The 16,640-nt window shown below is 70.8% G+C and carries 17 protein-coding genes; 10 read left to right on the top strand and 7 right to left on the bottom strand.

Annotated elements, in window-relative coordinates; translation table 11 throughout:
* Positions 1 to 32: 32 nt before the first annotated feature.
* Complete coding sequence (locus tag VGN18_RS06960; RefSeq protein WP_327538933.1) at positions 33 to 1,802, top strand: DEDD exonuclease domain-containing protein; 1,770 nt, start codon at positions 33 to 35, stop codon at positions 1,800 to 1,802.
* A gap of 54 nt (positions 1,803 to 1,856) precedes the next feature.
* Entirely contained in the window at positions 1,857 to 2,135 is a 279-nt protein-coding gene (locus tag VGN18_RS06955; RefSeq protein WP_327538932.1) for an Lrp/AsnC ligand binding domain-containing protein, read from the top strand.
* Between the two features lie 64 nt (positions 2,136 to 2,199).
* Here VGN18_RS06955 and VGN18_RS06950 read toward each other — a convergent pair whose 3' ends face one another.
* Genes VGN18_RS06950 through VGN18_RS06940 form a run of 3 tightly spaced genes read right to left on the bottom strand, consistent with a single transcriptional unit; the run spans position 2,200 to position 4,839 of the window.
* Complete coding sequence (locus VGN18_RS06950; RefSeq protein WP_327539065.1) at positions 2,200 to 3,321, bottom strand: cytochrome c oxidase assembly protein; 1,122 nt, start codon at positions 3,319 to 3,321, stop codon at positions 2,200 to 2,202.
* Positions 3,322 to 3,347: 26 nt separating this feature from the next.
* The gene (gene trpD, locus VGN18_RS06945) at positions 3,348 to 4,406 is read right to left on the bottom strand and encodes an anthranilate phosphoribosyltransferase (RefSeq protein WP_327538931.1); all 1,059 of its coding nucleotides are present in this window, start codon (positions 4,404 to 4,406) and stop codon (positions 3,348 to 3,350) included.
* 4 nt (positions 4,407 to 4,410) lie between these two features.
* Positions 4,411 to 4,839 (bottom strand): hypothetical protein, encoded by a 429-nt coding sequence (locus VGN18_RS06940; protein WP_327538930.1) that lies wholly within the window; start codon positions 4,837 to 4,839, stop codon positions 4,411 to 4,413.
* A 113-nt stretch (positions 4,840 to 4,952) separates the two neighbouring features.
* On the opposite strand from VGN18_RS06940, the gene VGN18_RS06935 reads away from it, so the two are divergent.
* The 5 genes from VGN18_RS06935 (at position 4,953) to VGN18_RS06915 (ending at position 10,073) form a co-directional block, all read left to right on the top strand.
* Positions 4,953 to 5,576: a heme-copper oxidase subunit III gene (locus tag VGN18_RS06935; protein ID WP_327538929.1), complete on the top strand. Its 624-nt coding sequence runs from the start codon at positions 4,953 to 4,955 to the stop codon at positions 5,574 to 5,576.
* Between the two features lie 55 nt (positions 5,577 to 5,631).
* Positions 5,632 to 6,564, top strand: coding sequence for a cytochrome c (locus VGN18_RS06930; protein WP_327538928.1), 933 nt, complete (start codon positions 5,632 to 5,634; stop codon positions 6,562 to 6,564).
* Positions 6,561 to 7,685: a ubiquinol-cytochrome c reductase iron-sulfur subunit gene (locus VGN18_RS06925; protein ID WP_327538927.1), complete on the top strand. Its 1,125-nt coding sequence runs from the start codon at positions 6,561 to 6,563 to the stop codon at positions 7,683 to 7,685. The genes VGN18_RS06930 and VGN18_RS06925 overlap by 4 nt, the downstream gene beginning before the upstream one ends.
* Complete coding sequence (locus VGN18_RS06920) at positions 7,682 to 9,328, top strand: cytochrome b (RefSeq protein WP_327538926.1); 1,647 nt, start codon at positions 7,682 to 7,684, stop codon at positions 9,326 to 9,328. Before VGN18_RS06925 ends, VGN18_RS06920 begins: the two co-directional genes overlap by 4 nt.
* Positions 9,329 to 9,818: 490 nt before the next feature.
* On the top strand, positions 9,819 to 10,073 hold the full coding sequence (locus VGN18_RS06915) for a hypothetical protein (RefSeq protein WP_327538925.1): 255 nt from the start codon (positions 9,819 to 9,821) through the stop codon (positions 10,071 to 10,073).
* 11 nt (positions 10,074 to 10,084) lie between these two features.
* On the opposite strand, the gene VGN18_RS06910 is transcribed toward VGN18_RS06915, so the two are convergent.
* Complete coding sequence (locus tag VGN18_RS06910; RefSeq protein WP_327538924.1) at positions 10,085 to 10,510, bottom strand: cytochrome c oxidase subunit 4; 426 nt, start codon at positions 10,508 to 10,510, stop codon at positions 10,085 to 10,087.
* Between the two features lies 1 nt (position 10,511).
* Complete coding sequence (locus VGN18_RS06905; RefSeq protein WP_327538923.1) at positions 10,512 to 11,450, bottom strand: cytochrome c oxidase subunit II; 939 nt, start codon at positions 11,448 to 11,450, stop codon at positions 10,512 to 10,514.
* 137 nt (positions 11,451 to 11,587) lie between these two features.
* Here VGN18_RS06905 and VGN18_RS06900 point away from each other — a divergent pair, with 137 nt between their 5' ends.
* Genes VGN18_RS06900 through asnB form a run of 3 tightly spaced genes read left to right on the top strand, consistent with a single transcriptional unit; the run spans position 11,588 to position 14,860 of the window.
* Entirely contained in the window at positions 11,588 to 12,715 is a 1,128-nt protein-coding gene (locus tag VGN18_RS06900) for a cysteine desulfurase family protein (protein ID WP_327538922.1), read from the top strand.
* Positions 12,712 to 12,933: a sulfurtransferase TusA family protein gene (locus VGN18_RS06895; protein ID WP_327538921.1), complete on the top strand. Its 222-nt coding sequence runs from the start codon at positions 12,712 to 12,714 to the stop codon at positions 12,931 to 12,933. Before VGN18_RS06900 ends, VGN18_RS06895 begins: the two co-directional genes overlap by 4 nt.
* 25 nt (positions 12,934 to 12,958) lie before the next feature.
* Complete coding sequence (asnB, locus tag VGN18_RS06890) at positions 12,959 to 14,860, top strand: asparagine synthase (glutamine-hydrolyzing) (protein WP_327538920.1); 1,902 nt, start codon at positions 12,959 to 12,961, stop codon at positions 14,858 to 14,860.
* 190 nt (positions 14,861 to 15,050) lie between these two features.
* Here asnB and VGN18_RS06885 read toward each other — a convergent pair whose 3' ends face one another.
* Both VGN18_RS06885 and erpA read right to left on the bottom strand, forming a co-directional pair.
* Positions 15,051 to 16,025 carry a carbohydrate kinase family protein gene (locus VGN18_RS06885; RefSeq protein WP_327538919.1) on the bottom strand — a complete coding sequence of 325 codons (975 nt, stop codon included), beginning with the start codon at positions 16,023 to 16,025 and terminating at the stop codon, positions 15,051 to 15,053.
* A gap of 110 nt (positions 16,026 to 16,135) precedes the next feature.
* Complete coding sequence (gene erpA, locus VGN18_RS06880) at positions 16,136 to 16,519, bottom strand: iron-sulfur cluster insertion protein ErpA (RefSeq protein WP_349259846.1); 384 nt, start codon at positions 16,517 to 16,519, stop codon at positions 16,136 to 16,138.
* Positions 16,520 to 16,640: the final 121 nt, after the last annotated feature.

Genomic DNA, 16,640 nt, shown 5'->3' with positions numbered 1-16,640 from the left:
TTTCGTCAGACCCCCCGCCTACCTTGCGAGCCATGACGTCGGCAGCGCACCAGCAAGCCCGCCTCGGCCAGCAGTTGAGCCTGGACGAGCTGGGCGAGCCGCTGCACGCGATCACGTTCGTCGTCGTCGACCTCGAGACCACCGGCGGTGCGGCCAACGGCGATGCGATCACCGAGATCGGGGCGGTCAAGGTCCGCGGCGGCGAGGTGCTCGGCGAGTTCCAGACCCTCGTCAACCCGCTGATGGCGATCACCCCGTTCGTCAGCGTCCTGACGGGCATCACCGACTCGATGGTCGGCACCGCCCCCACCATCTCCGCCGCCGTGCCGGCGTTCCTCGAGTTCGCCCGCGGCAGCGTCCTCGTCGCGCACAACGCCCCGTTCGACATCGGGTTCCTCAAGGCGGCGTGCGCCCAGCTGTCGCTCCCCTGGCCCGCCTTCGCCGTCGTCGACACGGCGGTGCTGGCCCGTCGGGTGCTCACCCGCGACGAGGTGCCCAACTGCAAGCTGGCCACGCTCGCGCCGTTCTTCCGCGCCGCCACCACGCCCACCCACCGCGCGCTCGACGACGCGCGGGCCACCGTCGACGTCCTGCACGGGCTCATCGCGCGGCTCGGCAGCGTCGGGGTGCACTCGCTCACCGAGCTGCGCGAGTTCACCGCGCAGGTCACCGACGCCCAGCGCCGCAAGCGGCACCTGGCCGACGGCCTGCCTCCGCGCCCGGGCGTCTACATCTTCCGCGACGCGCAGGGCCGCCCCCTGTACGTCGGAACGAGCCGCAACCTGCGCTCGCGGGTGCGCCAGTACTTCGTCGCGAGCGAGACCCGCAGCCGCATGGGCGAGATGGTCGGGCTGGCCGAGCGGGTCGACCCCATCGAGTGCGCGCACACCCTCGAGGCCCAGGTGCGCGAGCTACGGCTGATCGCGGCCCACAAGCCGCGCTACAACAAGCGCTCGAAGTTCCCCGAGCGCTCGGTCTGGCTCAAGCTCACCGTCGAGCCCTACCCCCGCCTGTCGATCGTGCGCGACCGGCGCGACGACGGCGCGTCCTACCTCGGCCCGCTGCGCACCCAGCGCCAGGCCGAGGCGGTGCGCGACGCCATCCACGACGCCGTGCCCCTGCGCCAGTGCAGCGACCGCCTCTCGCTGCGCCGGGTCGTGCGGGCCGCGTGCGTGCTGGCCGGCATCGGCCGCTGCGGCGCGCCGTGCGAAGGGAACATGAGCCCGCAGCAGTACGCCGCGCTCGTCGGGCTGGTGGCCTCGGCCTGGGTGGGCGATGTCCGACCCCTGGTCGAGCCGCTCGAGCGCAAGATCGCCGCGCTGGCCGAGACGCAGCGCTACGAGCAGGCCGGGGTCCTCCGCGACCGCATCTCCACCGTGGTGCAGGCGTGTGCCCGCATGCAGCGCCTCGCGTCGTTGCGGGCGGTGGCCGAGCTCGTCGGGGCCCGGCCCGACGGCGACGGCGGGTGGGAGATCTCGATCGTCCGCGCGGGACGCCTCGCCGCGGCCGGCCACGCGCCCCGCGGCGTGCCGCCCTGGCCGGTCATCGAGGCGCTGCGCCAGACGGCCGACGTCGTCGACCCGAGTCATGAGCCGCTCGCCGAGGAGACGGAATGCATCCTGCGCTGGCTCGAGGAACCCGGCACACGCTTGGCCGACGCCAGCGGCGGCTGGATGATGCCGGCGTTCGGCGCCGGACGGATGAGCAGCTACCTCGCCGGTGGCGCCCGGCAGGCGGCCGATCCGTTCGCCGATCGCCGTCGTCTCCCGGTCGTCAGCCGGCCGACCAGAGCTTCCGCCTGAGCGCGGGCTGCCGCGCTAGGGTCGTCGCGTGAGCATCAGCAGCGAGGTCCGGCCGTGATCACCGCGATCGTGATGATCGCCGTCGAGGCCGACAAGATTCCCGAGGTCGCCCAGGAGATCGCCGGGTTGGACGGCGTGAGCGAGGTCTACTCCGTCGCCGGTGACGTCGACCTGATCGCCGTCGTCCGGGTGCGCGAGTTCGAGGCCATCGCCGACGTCATCGCCGGCCGGCTGTCGAAGGTCGCCGGGGTGGTGCACACCGACACGCACATCGCGTTCCGGGCCTACTCGCGCCACGACCTCGAGTCGACGTTCTCCATCGGCGTCGAGTGAGCGACGCGCGGCTCCGGGCGCAGACGGCCTTCGGGAGCCGACCCCGACCGCAGCGAGTAGGTCGCTACCGGCCGCGGGCGTCCAGCTTGGCCAGCCACTGGTTGTAGGCCGCGCGGGCGGCGTCGTCGTCGGCGTCGATCGCGGCCGGCCCGGCTCCGTCGTCCGACCCGGTGTGGGCGTTGAACGCCGTCACCCGCGCCTGCTCGAGCCAGCCCTGCTCGGCCGAGGCGAAGTCGGCCGTGCGCAGCCAGCCGACGACGAGCCCGACCATGATCAGCGCCATGATCGCGTCCCCGCCGAACCACATGATCGCGCCGCCGGTGCGGGTGTCGGACAGCGCGTCGACGTGCAGCGCCGAGGGCAGCAGCGCGATCGCGTGCGTCCCCTGCATGAGGACGATGCCGGTGAAGGTGTCGACGGCCATGGCGATGGCCAGCAGCACCCAGCGGGTCGGCGAGGCCAGCCGCCAGCGCAGCGGCTCGTCCCCGACGACGAGGGCGAAGAACTGGCACCCGACCAGCACGTAGACGAGGTGCTCGACCTGCCCGGCCCAGCCGTTGCGCATGATGGTGTCCATCAGCCCGGTCAGGTGGCTGCCGACGATCACGGCAGCGTACGAGGCGAGCGCCACCGGCGGGGCGCTCAGGACCGACACCACGGGGCCCCGCAGCCGGCGCTCCCAGCGCGCGCGGCGTTCCTCGGGGGAAGCGGCCAGCGCCAGCCCGATCGGACGCCCCCACATCAGCAGCGCCGGCGCGACCATGACGAGAGCGAGGTGCCCGGCCATGTGCGCGGTGAACAGCACCTGGTCGTAAACGGCGATGCTGCCGTTGGTGGCGAAGGCACCCACCGCCAGACCGCCGAAGAACGCGAGGGTGCGGCGCACCGGCCAGACCACGCCGGGCGAGCGAAGCGGCACGAGCGCCACGCCGGTCAGGTAGGCCGCACCGGCCAAAACCAGCACGGCCACGGCGACGGCATCGAGTTGCCACGCGGACAGCAGGGCCGAGGTCAGCGGCCGGGTGGGATTGGTGGCACCGGCGCGGGTCAGGGCGTGCATCGCGGGCATGTCGCGGCTGTCCGGTGCGGCCGCGAGGAAGTGCCACACCGCCGCGACCAGCGCGGCGACCAGGACGGCCGCCAGCGACCAGGCGGCGAGGGCGAGCCGCGGCAACCGGGACGACATCACGGCCCCAGTATCCGCGCTGCGGGCTAGGCGCCGGCGGCCGCCCGACTCGATGTGATCCAGCGGTCGAGCAGGTCGAGCGCGGCCCCGCTGTCGATCGCCTCGGCGGCGGCGCGCACGCCGTCGGCGAGCGCGTCGGACAGGTTGTCGATCGTGTAACCGTCGTAGGCGACGATGCCTGCGGCGGCGTTGAGCAGGACGGCATCGCGCGCGGGCACCGCGACCCCGCCGAGCACCTCGCGCACGACGGCCGCGTTGAACACCGCGTCGCCGCCGCGCAGGGCCTCGGGCGCCACCGCGGTGATTCCGAACACGGCCGGGTCGAGTGAGGTCTCGGTCACCGCGCCGTCGGTCGCGGCCCACACGCTCGAGGTCGTCGTGGTGGTCAGCTCGTCGAGCCCGTCGTCGCCGCGGAAGACGAGGGCGGAGTCGCCCCGCCCGGCGAGGACGGCGGCCATGACCGGCGCCATGCGGCGGTCGGCGCAACCTATCGCGGCGGCGGTGGCGCGGCCCGGGTTCGTCAGCGGGCCGAGGAAGTTGAAGACGGTCGGCACCCCGAGCTCGGCCCGGACCGGGCCCGCGTGGCGCATGCCCGGGTGGAACACGCGGGCGAAGCAGAACCCGATGCCGACCTCGGCGACGGTGCGGGCGACGCCGTCCGGGGTCAGGTCGATGGCGACGCCGAGCTCCTCGAGGACGTCCGCCGACCCGCACGCCGAGCTTGCGGCGCGGTTGCCGTGCTTGACGACGCGGCGCCCGGAGCCGGCGACGACCAGTGCGGCCATCGTGGAGATGTTGACGGTGTTGGCCCGGTCGGCCCCGGTGCCGACGACGTCGACCGCCCGCCCGTCGACGGTCAGCGGCGTGGCGCGGTCGAGCATCGTCCGCACGAAGCCGGAGAGTTCGGCCGGCGACTCGCCCTTGGCCCGCAGCAGTACGGCGAAAGCCGCGAGCTGCGACGGCGCGGCATTGCCGGCCATGATCTCGTCCATCGCCCACGCGGTGTCGTCGGCGTCGAGCTCCTCGCCGCGCACCAATGGGGCGAGGACGGCCGGCCAGCTGCGGTGGGCGGCGCGCGCTGTCACGGGATTACCGGACGACCGGGATGCCGGTGTCCCGGCGACGCAACTGCTCGGCGATGACGGTGGCGCTCTCGACCGGGTCGATCGGGGTGTTGATGACGGCGTCGGCGAGCGACCAGCTGGCCAGCCAGCCGTCCTGGCGGCGCGCGATCAGCACCACGATCGACGGGCAGTCGTCGATCTCGTACTTGAACTGGCGGGCGAGCCCCATGCCACCGGTGGGCTGGGCCTCACCGTCGAGGATGGCGACGTCGATGCCGCCCTGGTCCAGCTCGCGCTGCACCTCGGCCTGCGCGGCGCACTCGACCCACTCGATGCGTCCGGTGTCCGGGGCCGGGCGGCGGCCGACGGCGGTGCGCACCTGGGCCCGGACCTCGGGGCGGTTGCTGTAGACGAGCACGGTCACCCTGGAGTCACGGTCCGGTACGGCCGCCATCGCAATCCCTCGTTTCTGCTCGATATTCGCGTCGAGTTCGCTGATCGTATCTACGCGGCAACACGGGCCACCCCAGTGCCTTCCGTCCCGCCGTCGAGGGCCATAATGCCAAGGTGACCTCGACCGCCACCGTGCCCAGCTTCGAGTCCAGCAAGGTGCACTCGCTGACCCGCCCGAATCTCGTCAGTGTCGGCACCATCGTCTGGCTCTCCAGCGAGCTGATGTTCTTCGCCGGCCTGTTCGCGATGTACTTCACGATCCGGGCCGTGCACGCCACCGACTGGCCCATGCACCTCGCCGACGGCGCACCCATCAAGCTCAGCGTCGCCTACGCAGTGCCCTTCACGGTCATCCTCGTGGCGTCCAGCTTCACGTGTCAGTGGGGAGTGTTCGCCGCGGAGAAGGGCGACGTCTTCAAGCTGCGCCGCTGGTTCGTGCTGACGTTCTTCATGGGCCTGATCTTCGTGCTCGGCCAGGCGAACGAGTACCGCATGCAGGTCAATGACGGGAACACCATCTCGGCCACCGGTTACGGGTCGGTCTTCTACCTGACCACCGGCTTCCATGGCCTGCACGTCATCGGCGGCCTCATCGCCTTCATCTTCTTCCTCATCCGCACCGCGTTGGGCAAGTTCACGCCCGCCCAAGCGACCGCGGCCATCGTCGTGTCGTACTACTGGCACTTCGTCGACGTCGTCTGGATCGGCCTGTTCGCGGTCATCTATCTCATCCGATGACGTCCGCTGCCGCCGCGCCATCGACAATGCAGCGCCTGACCAGGGAGGAATCGTCGTGACCGACGACATCGAGCCGAACGACCTCGATCCCATCGCCGACGAGCTCTACTTCGAGCCGGCCGTCCCGGCCACCGGTTCCACGCCCCGCGTGACCCGCCCGTCGCGCCCGAGCCGCTTCGCCCGCTCCGACAAGCGCGGCCCGCGCTCGTCGAAGCGGCCCGGCCTGCGCCGCCGCATCGGCGCCGGCATCGTGCTGCTGGGCGCGCTCGGCACCATGGGCTCGGCCTACGCCGCGTTCGCCACGTCGTCGGGCGCCGCGAGCACCGGCATGAGCGCGAGCGACATCTCGGCCGGCCACCAGCTCTACCAGGTCAGCTGCATCACCTGCCACGGCGCGAACCTCGAGGGCATCAAGGGCCAGGGCCCGTCGCTCGTCGGCGTCGGCGAGGCCGCGGTGTACTTCCAGGTCATCACCGGTCGCATGCCGGCCGCGGGCCAGGGGGCGTACGAGCCGCGCAAGGAAGCCAAGTTCGACGAGAAGCAGACCGAGCAGCTGGCCGCGTTCGTCGAGTCGCTCGGCGGCGGTCCGAGCGTGCCGCAGGGCAACCTGCGCGGCACCGACGCCCAGATCGCCGACGGCGGCGCCCTGTTCCGGTTGAACTGCGCGTCGTGCCACGGCACGACGTTCAAGGGCGCGCCGCTGTCCGCGGGCAAGATCGCGCCCTCGCTGAACGAGTCGACCGACAAGGTCATGTACGCGGCCATGCTGTCCGGCCCCGAGAACATGCCGGTGTTCAGCGACAACCAGCTGACCCCGACGGAGAAGAAGTCGATCATCGCCTACGTCCAGACCCTGAAGGCCTCCCGTGACCCGGGTGGCGCGGGCGTCGACCGCATCGGACCGGTGTCCGAGGCGCTCGTCATCTGGGTGGCCGGTGTCGGCGTGATCATGGTGGCCATCCTGTGGATCGGAGCGCGGGCCCGATGACCGAGTTGAAGCACGGCGAGCACGGCGAGACCGAGCCGCTCACCGCCGACGAGATCCGCCAACTGTCGCCGGAAGAGGCGATGCTGGCCGGATCGGAGGCCGACGGCGTCCACATCGTCCACCGGCGCGACCGCTTCCCGGTCCGCGGCACCAAGGCCGAGAAGCGGGCCGAGCGCGGTGTCGCGGCCTGCTTCGCGATCTCCGCCCTCGCGGGCTTCGGCTTCATCGTGGCGTTCATCGCCCTGCCGTACAAATGGCACCTGCCGGGCACGCCGCAGAACTTCCGGTTCTACACGCCGGCGCTCGGTGGCCTGCTCGCAGTGATGCTGCTGTTCATCGGTATCGGCATGGTGCTGTGGGCCAAGTGGCTCATGCCCGAGGAGGAGGCGGTCCAGGACCGTCACGACGAGCCCTCGACCGAGGAGGACAAGCTGCTGACCGAGGCGACGCTGCTCGTCGGCCTCGAGGACACCGGCCTCCCCCGCCGCTCGCTGATCCTGCGCACGCTCGGCCTGGCCGGTGGCGCGCTCGCCACGGTGCCGCTGGTGGCCATCGTCGGCGCGATGATCAAGAAGCCCGGCACGCAGCTGCTGCACACGATGTTCGAGCCGAACAAGACGCTCTTCCCGCCGAACGGCCACGTGCCGCTCGTGTTCGAGAACTTCCGCCGCGTCGGCCCCGACGACATCGAGCCCGGCGGACTGGTCACCGTCTTCCCCGGCGTCCGCGAGAAGGTCAACGGCTACGACGGCGTCACCAGCGCCTCGTCCCCGACGCTGCTCATCCGGCTGCGTCCGGGCCAGAAGGTCAAGGCCCGCAAGGGCCAGGCCGGCTTCGGCTACCCGTCGGACAACCCGGAGTTCCTCGCGTTCTCCAAGATCTGCACGCACGCGGGCTGCCCGGCGTCGCTGTACGAGCAGCAGACGAGCCGCCTGCTGTGCCCGTGTCACCAGTCACAGTTCGAGGTGCTCTCCGACGCGAAGCCCGTATTCGGGCCCGCCTCGCGCAGCCTGCCGAAGCTGCCGCTCGGCGTCGAGGTCGGCGAAGATGGTAGACAGTACTTCGTAGCTTTGAGTGACTATAAAGAAGCAATCGGTCCGGCCTTCTGGGAGCGTCCATGACCAGCACGCAGACCCGCAGGACGAATGAGCCCCGCACGCCCCAGGGCAAGGTGGGCGCATTCATGGACGAGCGCCTCAAGCTCGCCGGCCCGATGCGCAAGCAGCTGAACAAGGTCTTCCCCGACCACTGGTCGTTCATGATGGGCGAGATCGCGCTCTACTCGTTCGTCATCCTGCTGCTCACCGGCACGTACCTGACGTTCTTCTTCGACCCGTCGATGACCGAGACGGTCTATCACGGTCGTTACGTGCCGATGCAGGGCATCACGATGTCCAAGGCCTACTCCTCGACGCTCGACATCAGCTTCGACGTCCGCGGCGGCCTGATCATCCGCCAGATCCACCACTGGTCGGCCCTGCTGTTCATGGCCGCGATGCTCGTGCACATGTTCCGGGTGTTCTTCACCGGTGCGTTCCGCAAGCCGCGTGAGCTCAACTGGCTGATCGGCCTCGGCCTCATCACGCTCGGCCTGGTCGAGGGCTTCGCCGGCTACTCGCTCCCCGACGACCTGCTCTCGGGCACCGGCCTGCGCATCGCCGACGCGATCATGCTGTCCATCCCGGTCATCGGCACTTGGGTCTCCTTCCTCGTCTTCGGTGGGGCGTTCCCCGGCGAGGTGATCATCGGACGGCTCTACATCGCCCACGTGCTGCTGGTGCCGGCCCTGCTGGCCGGCCTGATCGGCGCCCACCTGGCCCTGGTGGTGCGGCAGAAGCACACCCAGTTCCCCGGGCACGGACGCACCGAGGACACCGTCAGCGGCGAGCGCGTCTTCCCGGTCTACGCCGCGAAGGCCGGCGGGTTCTTCTTCATCGTGTTCGGCGTCTGCGCCGCCCTCGGCGGCCTGGCCCAGATCAACCCCGTGTGGCTGTTCGGCCCGTACATGCCCTCGCAGGTGTCCTCGGGCTCGCAGCCCGACTGGTACATCATGTTCCTCGACGGCTCGACCCGTCTGTTCCCGGCCTGGGAGATACGGGTCTTCCACCACACGATCCCAGCCCTGTTCTGGCCGACGGTCGTGTTGCCGGGAATCCTGTTCACGCTGGCCGGCGCGTACCCGTTCATCGAAGCGAAGATGACGAAGGACCGCGCCTCGCACCACCTGCTCCAGCGCCCGCGTGACGTCCCGGTCCGCACCTCGCTCGGCACCATGGCGATCACGTTCTACGTCGTGCTGCTGCTCTCGGGCGGCAACGACATCATCGCCAAGGCGTTCGACATCTCGCTGAACGCGATGACGTGGGCCGGCCGCATCGCGCTGCTGATCCTGCCGCCCATCGCCTACCTGGCCACGTACCGCATCTGCCTCGGGCTGCAGCGGCACGACCGCGAGGTTCTCGAGCACGGCGTCGAGACCGGCATCATCAAGGTGCTGCCGACCGGCGAGTTCATCGAGGTCCACCAGCCGATCGGCCCGGTCGACGAGCACGGCCACGGCCAGCTCGCCTACTCCGGCTCCCCGGTGCCGAAGCGGATGAACCAGCTCGGCGCCTCCACCCCCCTCCGCCACATCCGCGGGTTCTTCTACCCCGTCAAGGAGAAGCCGGAGATCCAGGCCGCGCTCGACGAGCTGGAGGCCAAGGCCCTCGAGCCCGGGCACGACGCCGAGGCCGCCGAGTCGCGCAAGCAGCTCACCGACTGACGCACCACCACGGCTGACCGAGGGCCGCGACCGCACCGCCGGTCGCGGCCCTCGTCGTTTCTGCCCAGCCCCTGACGTGCGGGCTGTTCCGCTGCAACGGCGTCCGAGCGCGGCTGAGCCGCGACGATCGTGCGGCGACGCTGCGGGGTGCGACACGCCGCGCGGACGCAGGCCCCGTCGCCACGCACCGGCCGACCGGTGCGCGATGGGCGCCCCGGTGGCACGCCGGCGGGCGTGGTCGACACGCTGGCGCCGGGCGAACGGCTGGCCGAGATCGAGCACGGCACGGTGTACCGCAACGGGCGGCGCTACCTCGAGTTCGTCATCGACGGCGAGCCGCTGAGCCGGCTCCTGGCCGGCCGACGGGCGTCACCGGCGACCTACCCCGCGCTGGGCCTCGACTGGCCCGCCTCCAGCCGTCACGGGGTCGTCGACGAACTGCTCGGCGTCGCCCCACCCGCCGGGGCTGCGCGGGCGCACGATGCCGTACGTGTGCCCCGAGGGCGGCGACGCCGGCTGCGGCGCAGTGACGGCACTCGCCACCGCCGACGAGACAACGGGCGTGTGGCGCGATCCCGGTTTCCAGGCCGACCACGACCCGCTCGACGGCCACGAACTGTTCCGCGGCATCGGCCCGTTCGTCTTCGACCGCGCCGCGTACACCGCGACCATCGAGCGCTTCCGCCCACCGAGGTCCACGAACGACGACGGCCGCGCGGATCCCCAGGATCCACGCGGCCGGTGAGGCGCGGCGCGTCAGCCGATCGGCCGGTTGTTCCCGCCGATGTAGTACTCGAAGAGGAGACCGCCGACGGAGAACATCAGCAGGGCCACGCCGACCAGCACGAGCCACACCTGCACGAAGGCCAGGCCGATGCCCACCACCGTGGCGCAGCCGGCGAGGCCGACGGGCCAGTAGCTGCCGGGGCTGAAGAAGCCCAGGTCGCCGGCCATCTCGGCGATCTCGGCGTCGTTACGGTCCTCGGGGCGCGGGTCGATGCGCCGCGACACGAACAGGAAGAACGAGCCGGGGATGCCGAGCAGTCCGCCGGAGAGGATCAGCGCGGCGACTCCGACCGGCTCGACGCTGCCGGTGTCGATGTTCGTCCAGATGCCGTATCCGATGGCCGCGACCCACAGGAAGACGGCGACGCCGAGGAACAGCCGGGCTTCGACCTTCATGTCAGTTGCTGCCCTTCTGCGACGCGGCCCGCGCGGCACGGTCGGGGTTGAACGGGTACGTGGTGGTGGCAAGCGCCGGCATGCCGGCCTGGGCCAGCGCGAGCCGCTGCCGGGACGGGTTGTCCGGGCCGATGGCCTTCAGCGCCGCCAGGTACTTCTCGAAGGTGCCCGTCGGGACGACGCGGACCTCGAAGTTCATCTGCGAGTGATACGTGCCGCAGAGCTCGGCGCAGCGGCCGACGAAGCGACCCGTCGACGTGGCCGTGAACTCGAACCGGTTGTCGCGGCTGGTGTCGGTCGAGCCGAACGGGATGACGTCGCGCTTGAACAGGAATTCCGGGACCCAGAACGAGTGCAGGACGTCGTAGGAGTGCTCGTCGACCTGCACCGACTTGCCCACCGGGACGACGAGGACGGGGATCTCGTCCTGCGAACCGACCGTGGACAGGTAGTAGGGCTTGGTGGTGTCGGTGGGGTCCTTCAGACCGGCGTACGCCTCGGTCTGCGCGGCCCCGCCGTTGGCCCGGTACGTGTGGTACTCGAACTGCCAGTTCCACTTGAACGCGTCGACCTGCACGGCGACGTCGGGGTTCTTGCTCAGGTGGTTGACGTAGTTCTCGACGATCACCGTGCGGTAGAAGAGCCCGGCGATGACGATGAACGGGAAGGTGAAGCAGACGGCCTCGACGGCGAAGTTGTACTTCGTCTGGCGCGGCAGCTCGTCGTTGCGCTTGCGGTACTTGATGCAGGCCCAGAAGATCAGGCCCCACACGATGGCGCCGAGGAACAGCGCGGTGACGCCGGACCAGGTGTAGAGCACCCGCATGCGGGTGGCCTGCTTCGTGACGCCCGTGGGCCACCCGAAGCGGAGATTGCGCTCCCAGTCACTCGCCGAGCAGCCCGAGAGCAGCAGGGTCAGGAAGCCCAGGAGGGCCGCCATGCGACCACCCCGTGCCCATCGACTACGAAGCACCTGCCAACCGCCTCTCGGACACGCTTTTTTCGACGTCGTGAGCCTACTGGACCCGACCCCGGCCGCCCTGCGCGGGTCGGGCGATTCGCGGCTACCGTCGTGTCGTGGCGACCTACCTCGATGCCGCCGCGGGCGCGCCGCTGCATCCGGTCGCGCGCACGGCGCTGCTCGCCGCGCTCGACGACGGGTGGGCCGATCCGGCCCGCCTGTACGGCGCGGCCCGCCGGGCCCGGCTGCTGCTCGACGCCGCCCGGGAGTCCGTCGCGGCCGATCTGGGCGCCCGCCCCGACGAGATCAGCTTCGCCGCCAACGCGACCCAGGCCCGGCACGCCGCCGTTCTGGGCGCGCTTGCCGGCAACCGCCGCTCCCCCGGCCTGGTGCACAGCGCGGTCGAGCACTCGGCCGTGTTGCACGCAGCGGCCCGGCACGTCGAGCAGGGCGGGCACGCCACCGCAATCCCGGTCGACCGCTTCGCCCGGGTCGACGTCGAGGCCTTCGTCGCCACGGCGACCGCGCCGGGCGTGGCCGCGGCCGCCCTGCAGGCGGCCAACCACGAGGTCGGCACCACGCAGCCGGTGAGTGACGTCGCAGCGGCGCTCGGGCGCGTCCCGCTCGTCGTCGACGCCACCCAGACCGTCGGGCACGCCGACCTTCCCGCCGGCTGGTCGGTGCTGGCCGCCGACGCCCGCACCTGGGGCGGCCCGACCCTCGGCGTGCTCGGCGTGCGCACCGGCACCCGCTGGCGCTCGCCCTACCCCGAGGACGAGGGCGAATCCGGCCGGATCCCGGGCACACCCGACCTGCCGGCGATCGTCGCCGCCGCCGCGTCGCTGCGCGCGGTCGAGGTCACCCGCGCGGCCGACGCCGCCCGGCACCACACCCTGATCGACCGCATCCGCGCCGCCGTCGCGACGATCCCCGACGTCGAGGTGCTCGGCGATCCCGACGACCGACTGCCGCACCTCGTCACGTTCTCCTGCCTCTACGTCGACGGTGAGTCGCTGCTCGGCGCGCTCGACCGGCGCGGCTTCGCCGTGTCGTCCGGGTCGTCGTGCACCTCGTCGACCCTCGAGCCGTCGCACGTGCTCGTCGCGATGGGGGCGCTGACGTCGGGCAACCTCCGCGTCTCGCTGCACCACGCCACCGCCGACGCCGACGTGGACGGCTTCCTCGCCGTCCTGCCCGGCGCCGTCGCCGAGATCCGAGCCGCGCTCGGGGCGGCCGGACTGTGATCCTCGACGCCCGCGGTCGGCGCTGCCCGCTGCCGGTCCTCGACCTCGCCCGGCACATCTATGACATCGAGATCGGCGCGACGATCACCGTCGAGGCCGACGATCCGGCGGCCCGGCCGGACATCGCAGCCTGGTGCCGCCTGCGCCGACACGACTTCGTCGGCGAGATCACGGCCGCCGACGGCACGCCCGGCTTCGTGGTGCGGCGCAGCCACTGAACCACGACCCGGGATACTGGGCAGCGTGTGTGGACTGATCGGATTCCTGTCAGCGACCGGTGACGCGGCCTCGGTCGCCGCCGCGGTCGACGGTGCCCTGCCCGACATGCGGCACCGCGGGCCGGACGAGAGCGGGGTCTGGCACGACGACGACGTCGCCATCGGCTTCCGCCGGCTCTCGATCATCGACGTCGAGCACTCGCACCAGCCGCTGCCGTGGCGCAACGGCCGCTACGAGCTCATCTTCAACGGCGAGATCTACAACTACCTCGAGCTGCGCGAGCGGCTGGCCCGCGAGTTCGGTGCCACCTTCGAGACCGACGGCGACGGCGAGGCCATCGTCGCGGGCTACCACTACCTCGGCCCGAAGGTCGTACGCGAGCTGCGCGGCATGTTCGCGTTCCTGATCTGGGACTCCCAGGAACGGGTGATGTTCGGCGCCCGGGACTGGTTCGGCATCAAGCCGCTCTACACCTACAGCGACGAGCGCGGCACGTTCTTCGCCAGCGAGAAGAAGTCGCTGCTCGACGTCGCCACGCCCGAGGTGAACCGGGAGGTGGATGCCACGTCGCTGCAGCACTACCTGACGCTGCAGTACGTGCCGGAGCCGGCGTCGATGCACACGGCGATCCGCCGCATCGAGTCCGGCACCCACTTCACACTGCGCCCCGGCGAGCAGCTGCGCCCGCGGCGCTGGTTCCACCCCGACTTCGCGATCAAGCCCGTCCCCGACGCCGAGAAGCTCTACCAGCAGATCGCCGAGGCGCTCGAGGACTCGGTCGAGAAGCACATGCGGGCCGACGTGACGGTCGGATCCTTCCTGTCCGGAGGCATCGACTCGACGGCCGTGGCCGCGCTCGCCCGCCGGCACAACCCCAAGCTGCTCACCTTCACGACCGGCTTCGAGCGCGAGGGCTTCAGCGAGATCGACGTCGCCGCCGAGTCGGCCGCGGCGATCGGGGTCGAGCACATCACCAAGGTCGTGACGCCTGAGGAGATGATGGAGTCGCTGCCGCTGATCGTCTGGTACCTCGACGATCCGGTGGCCGACCCGGCGCTCGTGCCGCTCTACTTCATCGCCCGCGAGGCCCGCAAGCACGTCAAGGTGGTGCTCTCGGGCGAGGGGGCCGACGAGCTGTTCGGCGGCTACACGATCTACAAGGAACCGATCTCGCTCAGGGCGTTCGACTACCTGCCCAAGTCGGCCCGGCGCGGCCTCGGCAAGCTGTCGACCCGCATCCCCGAGGGCAAGCGGGGCAAGGACCTGCTGCGCCGGGGCGCGATCGGCATCGAGGAGCGCTACTACGGCAACGCGCGCATCTTCCGTCCGGAGGAGATGCAGGGGCTGTACAAGAAGTTCGACCCGGCCGTCTCCTACATGGACGTCACCCGCAAGCTCTACGAGCAGACGACGCACCTCGACGACTCGACCCGGATGCAGTACGTCGACCTGTTCACCTGGCTGCGCGGCGACATCCTGGTCAAGGCCGACAAGATGACGATGGCCAACTCGCTGGAACTGCGCGTCCCGTTCCTCGACACCGAGGTGTTCGCGATCGGCTCGTCGGTGCCGACGGACCTGAAGCTGACGAAGGAGACGACGAAGTACGCGCTGCGTCAGGCGCTGACCCGCATCGTCCCCGAGCACGTGCTGAACCGGCCGAAGCTCGGTTTCCCGGTGCCGATCCGGCACTGGCTCAAGGACGTCATGTACGAGTGGGCCCGCGCCATCATCACCGAGTCGCAGGCCGACGAGCTGATCGACAAGTCCGAGGCGCTGCGCCTGCTCGACGCGCACCGCGACGGCCCGCACGACTACTCGCGCAAGATCTGGACGCTGCTGGTGTTCCTCATCTGGCACGGCATCTTCGTCGAGCAGCGCATCCACCCCGAGATCCCGGAGCCGGTCTACCCCGTGCGCCTCTGACGGCGGGGTTGCCCCAGGTCACGGCGGCCAGGGTGACGGCACCACCCACCGACCCGAACGGCCCGACCGGGTTGTCACCGAGCAGGAACAGCATCCCGGCCGGGACGAGTTGCGGCGCGGTCCGCAGGCAGCAGTTCCCGGGCGCTGCGGCTGTCACCGCGGTACGTAGCGGGACTGACGCCCTACCGGTTCAGGACAGGTGCGGCAGAACCTCGGCGGCGCAGTCGTCGCCGTAGGACTCGGCCAGCCGGTTGCTGAACTCGTCCTTCGCCACGACGTACTCCTGCGTGCCGACGGTCTCGAGCACCATCGTGGCGAGCAGGCTGCCGACCTCGGCCGCGCGCTCCCAGGAGAGCTGCCAGTCCTCGCGCGCGGTCAGGAACCCGGCGCGGAAGGCGTCACCCACGCCGGTCGGGTCGTGCCGGTTGCGCTCCTTGGCGACCGGCACGTGCACCCGCTCGAGGTCGCGTCCGACGATCTCGACGCCCTTCGACCCCAGCGTGGTGACCCGGACGCCGACGCGGGCCATGACCTCGTCCTCAGACAGCCCGGTCTTCGACTCGAGCAGGCTCTTCTCGTAGTCGTTGGTGAACAGCAGCTCGGCGCCCTCGATCAGGCCGCGCAGGGCGTCGCCGTCCATGCGGGTGATCTGCTGCGACGGGTCGGCAACGAAGCGCAGCCCCTTCTCGCGGCACTCGGCGCTGTGCTTGACCATCGCCGCCGGGTCGTAGGCGCTGATGACGGCGAGATCGGCGCCGGTCGCGTCCCAGATCGGCGCGATCTCGATGTCGTAGGCCTCGCCCATCGCCCCGGCGTAGAACGAGCCGATCTGGCACATGTCCAGGTCGGTCGTGCACACGAAGCGGGCGGTGTGCTGGGTCTTCGACACGTGCACGTGCTTGCAGTCGACGCCGGCGGCTTCGAGGAAGCCGCGGTACTCGTCGAAGTCCTGGCCGACGGCCCCGATCAGCACCGGCGCACCGCCCAGCTGGGCCATGCCGTAACAGATGTTGGGGGCGACGCCACCCCGACGCACGACCAGCTCGTCGACGAGGAACGAGAGCGACACCTTGTGCAACTGGTCGGCCAGCAGCTGGTCGGAGAACTTCCCCGGGAAGTGCATGAGGTGGTCGGTCGCGATGGAACCGGCAACGAGAACGGGCATGGCGCGGACGCTACCTAACGACGAAGTGGCTGGCACGTTCAGGCAGCAGCGCTACCGCAGGGCGACGCTGGACCGCGACGACAACAGAAAGTCGCCGAGAGGCGGGCGGGTCAGCCGCAGAACGAATTCCCACAAGCGCAACCGCCACCCGCGTTCGGGTTGTCGATGGTGAAGCCCTGCTGCTCGATCGTGTCGGTGAAGTCGACGGTGGCGCCACCGAGGTAGGGCGCGCTCATGCGATCGACGACGACCGGGACGCCGTGCGGGGCCAGCTCGGAGTCACCGTCGAGCACGCGCTCGTCGAAGAAGAGCTGGTACTGCAGTCCCGAGCAACCGCCCGGCTGCACGGCGATGCGCAGGCGCAGGTCGTCGCGGCCCTCCTGCTCGAGCAGGGCGCGGACCTTCGTTGCGGCGGCCTCGGTGAGCTGGACCTCCTGAGCCGGCGCCTCGGCCGGGGCGGTGGTCAGCTCGACGGAAGTTTCCGTGGTGGTCATGTCGCTCCCTGGATCAGTTCGGTGGCGAGCGCCGCTCTTCGGCGCCGGCAGCCGGTGTCGTTCGCCCCAACCGGGAGTTCCCGGCGAGGTATTCCCATGGTAACCGTCGGCACGCAGGAAC

Source organism: Jatrophihabitans sp. (assembly GCF_036000465.1).
Lineage (GTDB): Bacteria > Actinomycetota > Actinomycetes > Mycobacteriales > Jatrophihabitantaceae > Jatrophihabitans.
This window is presented reverse-complemented; position numbering and strand designations above follow the sequence as displayed.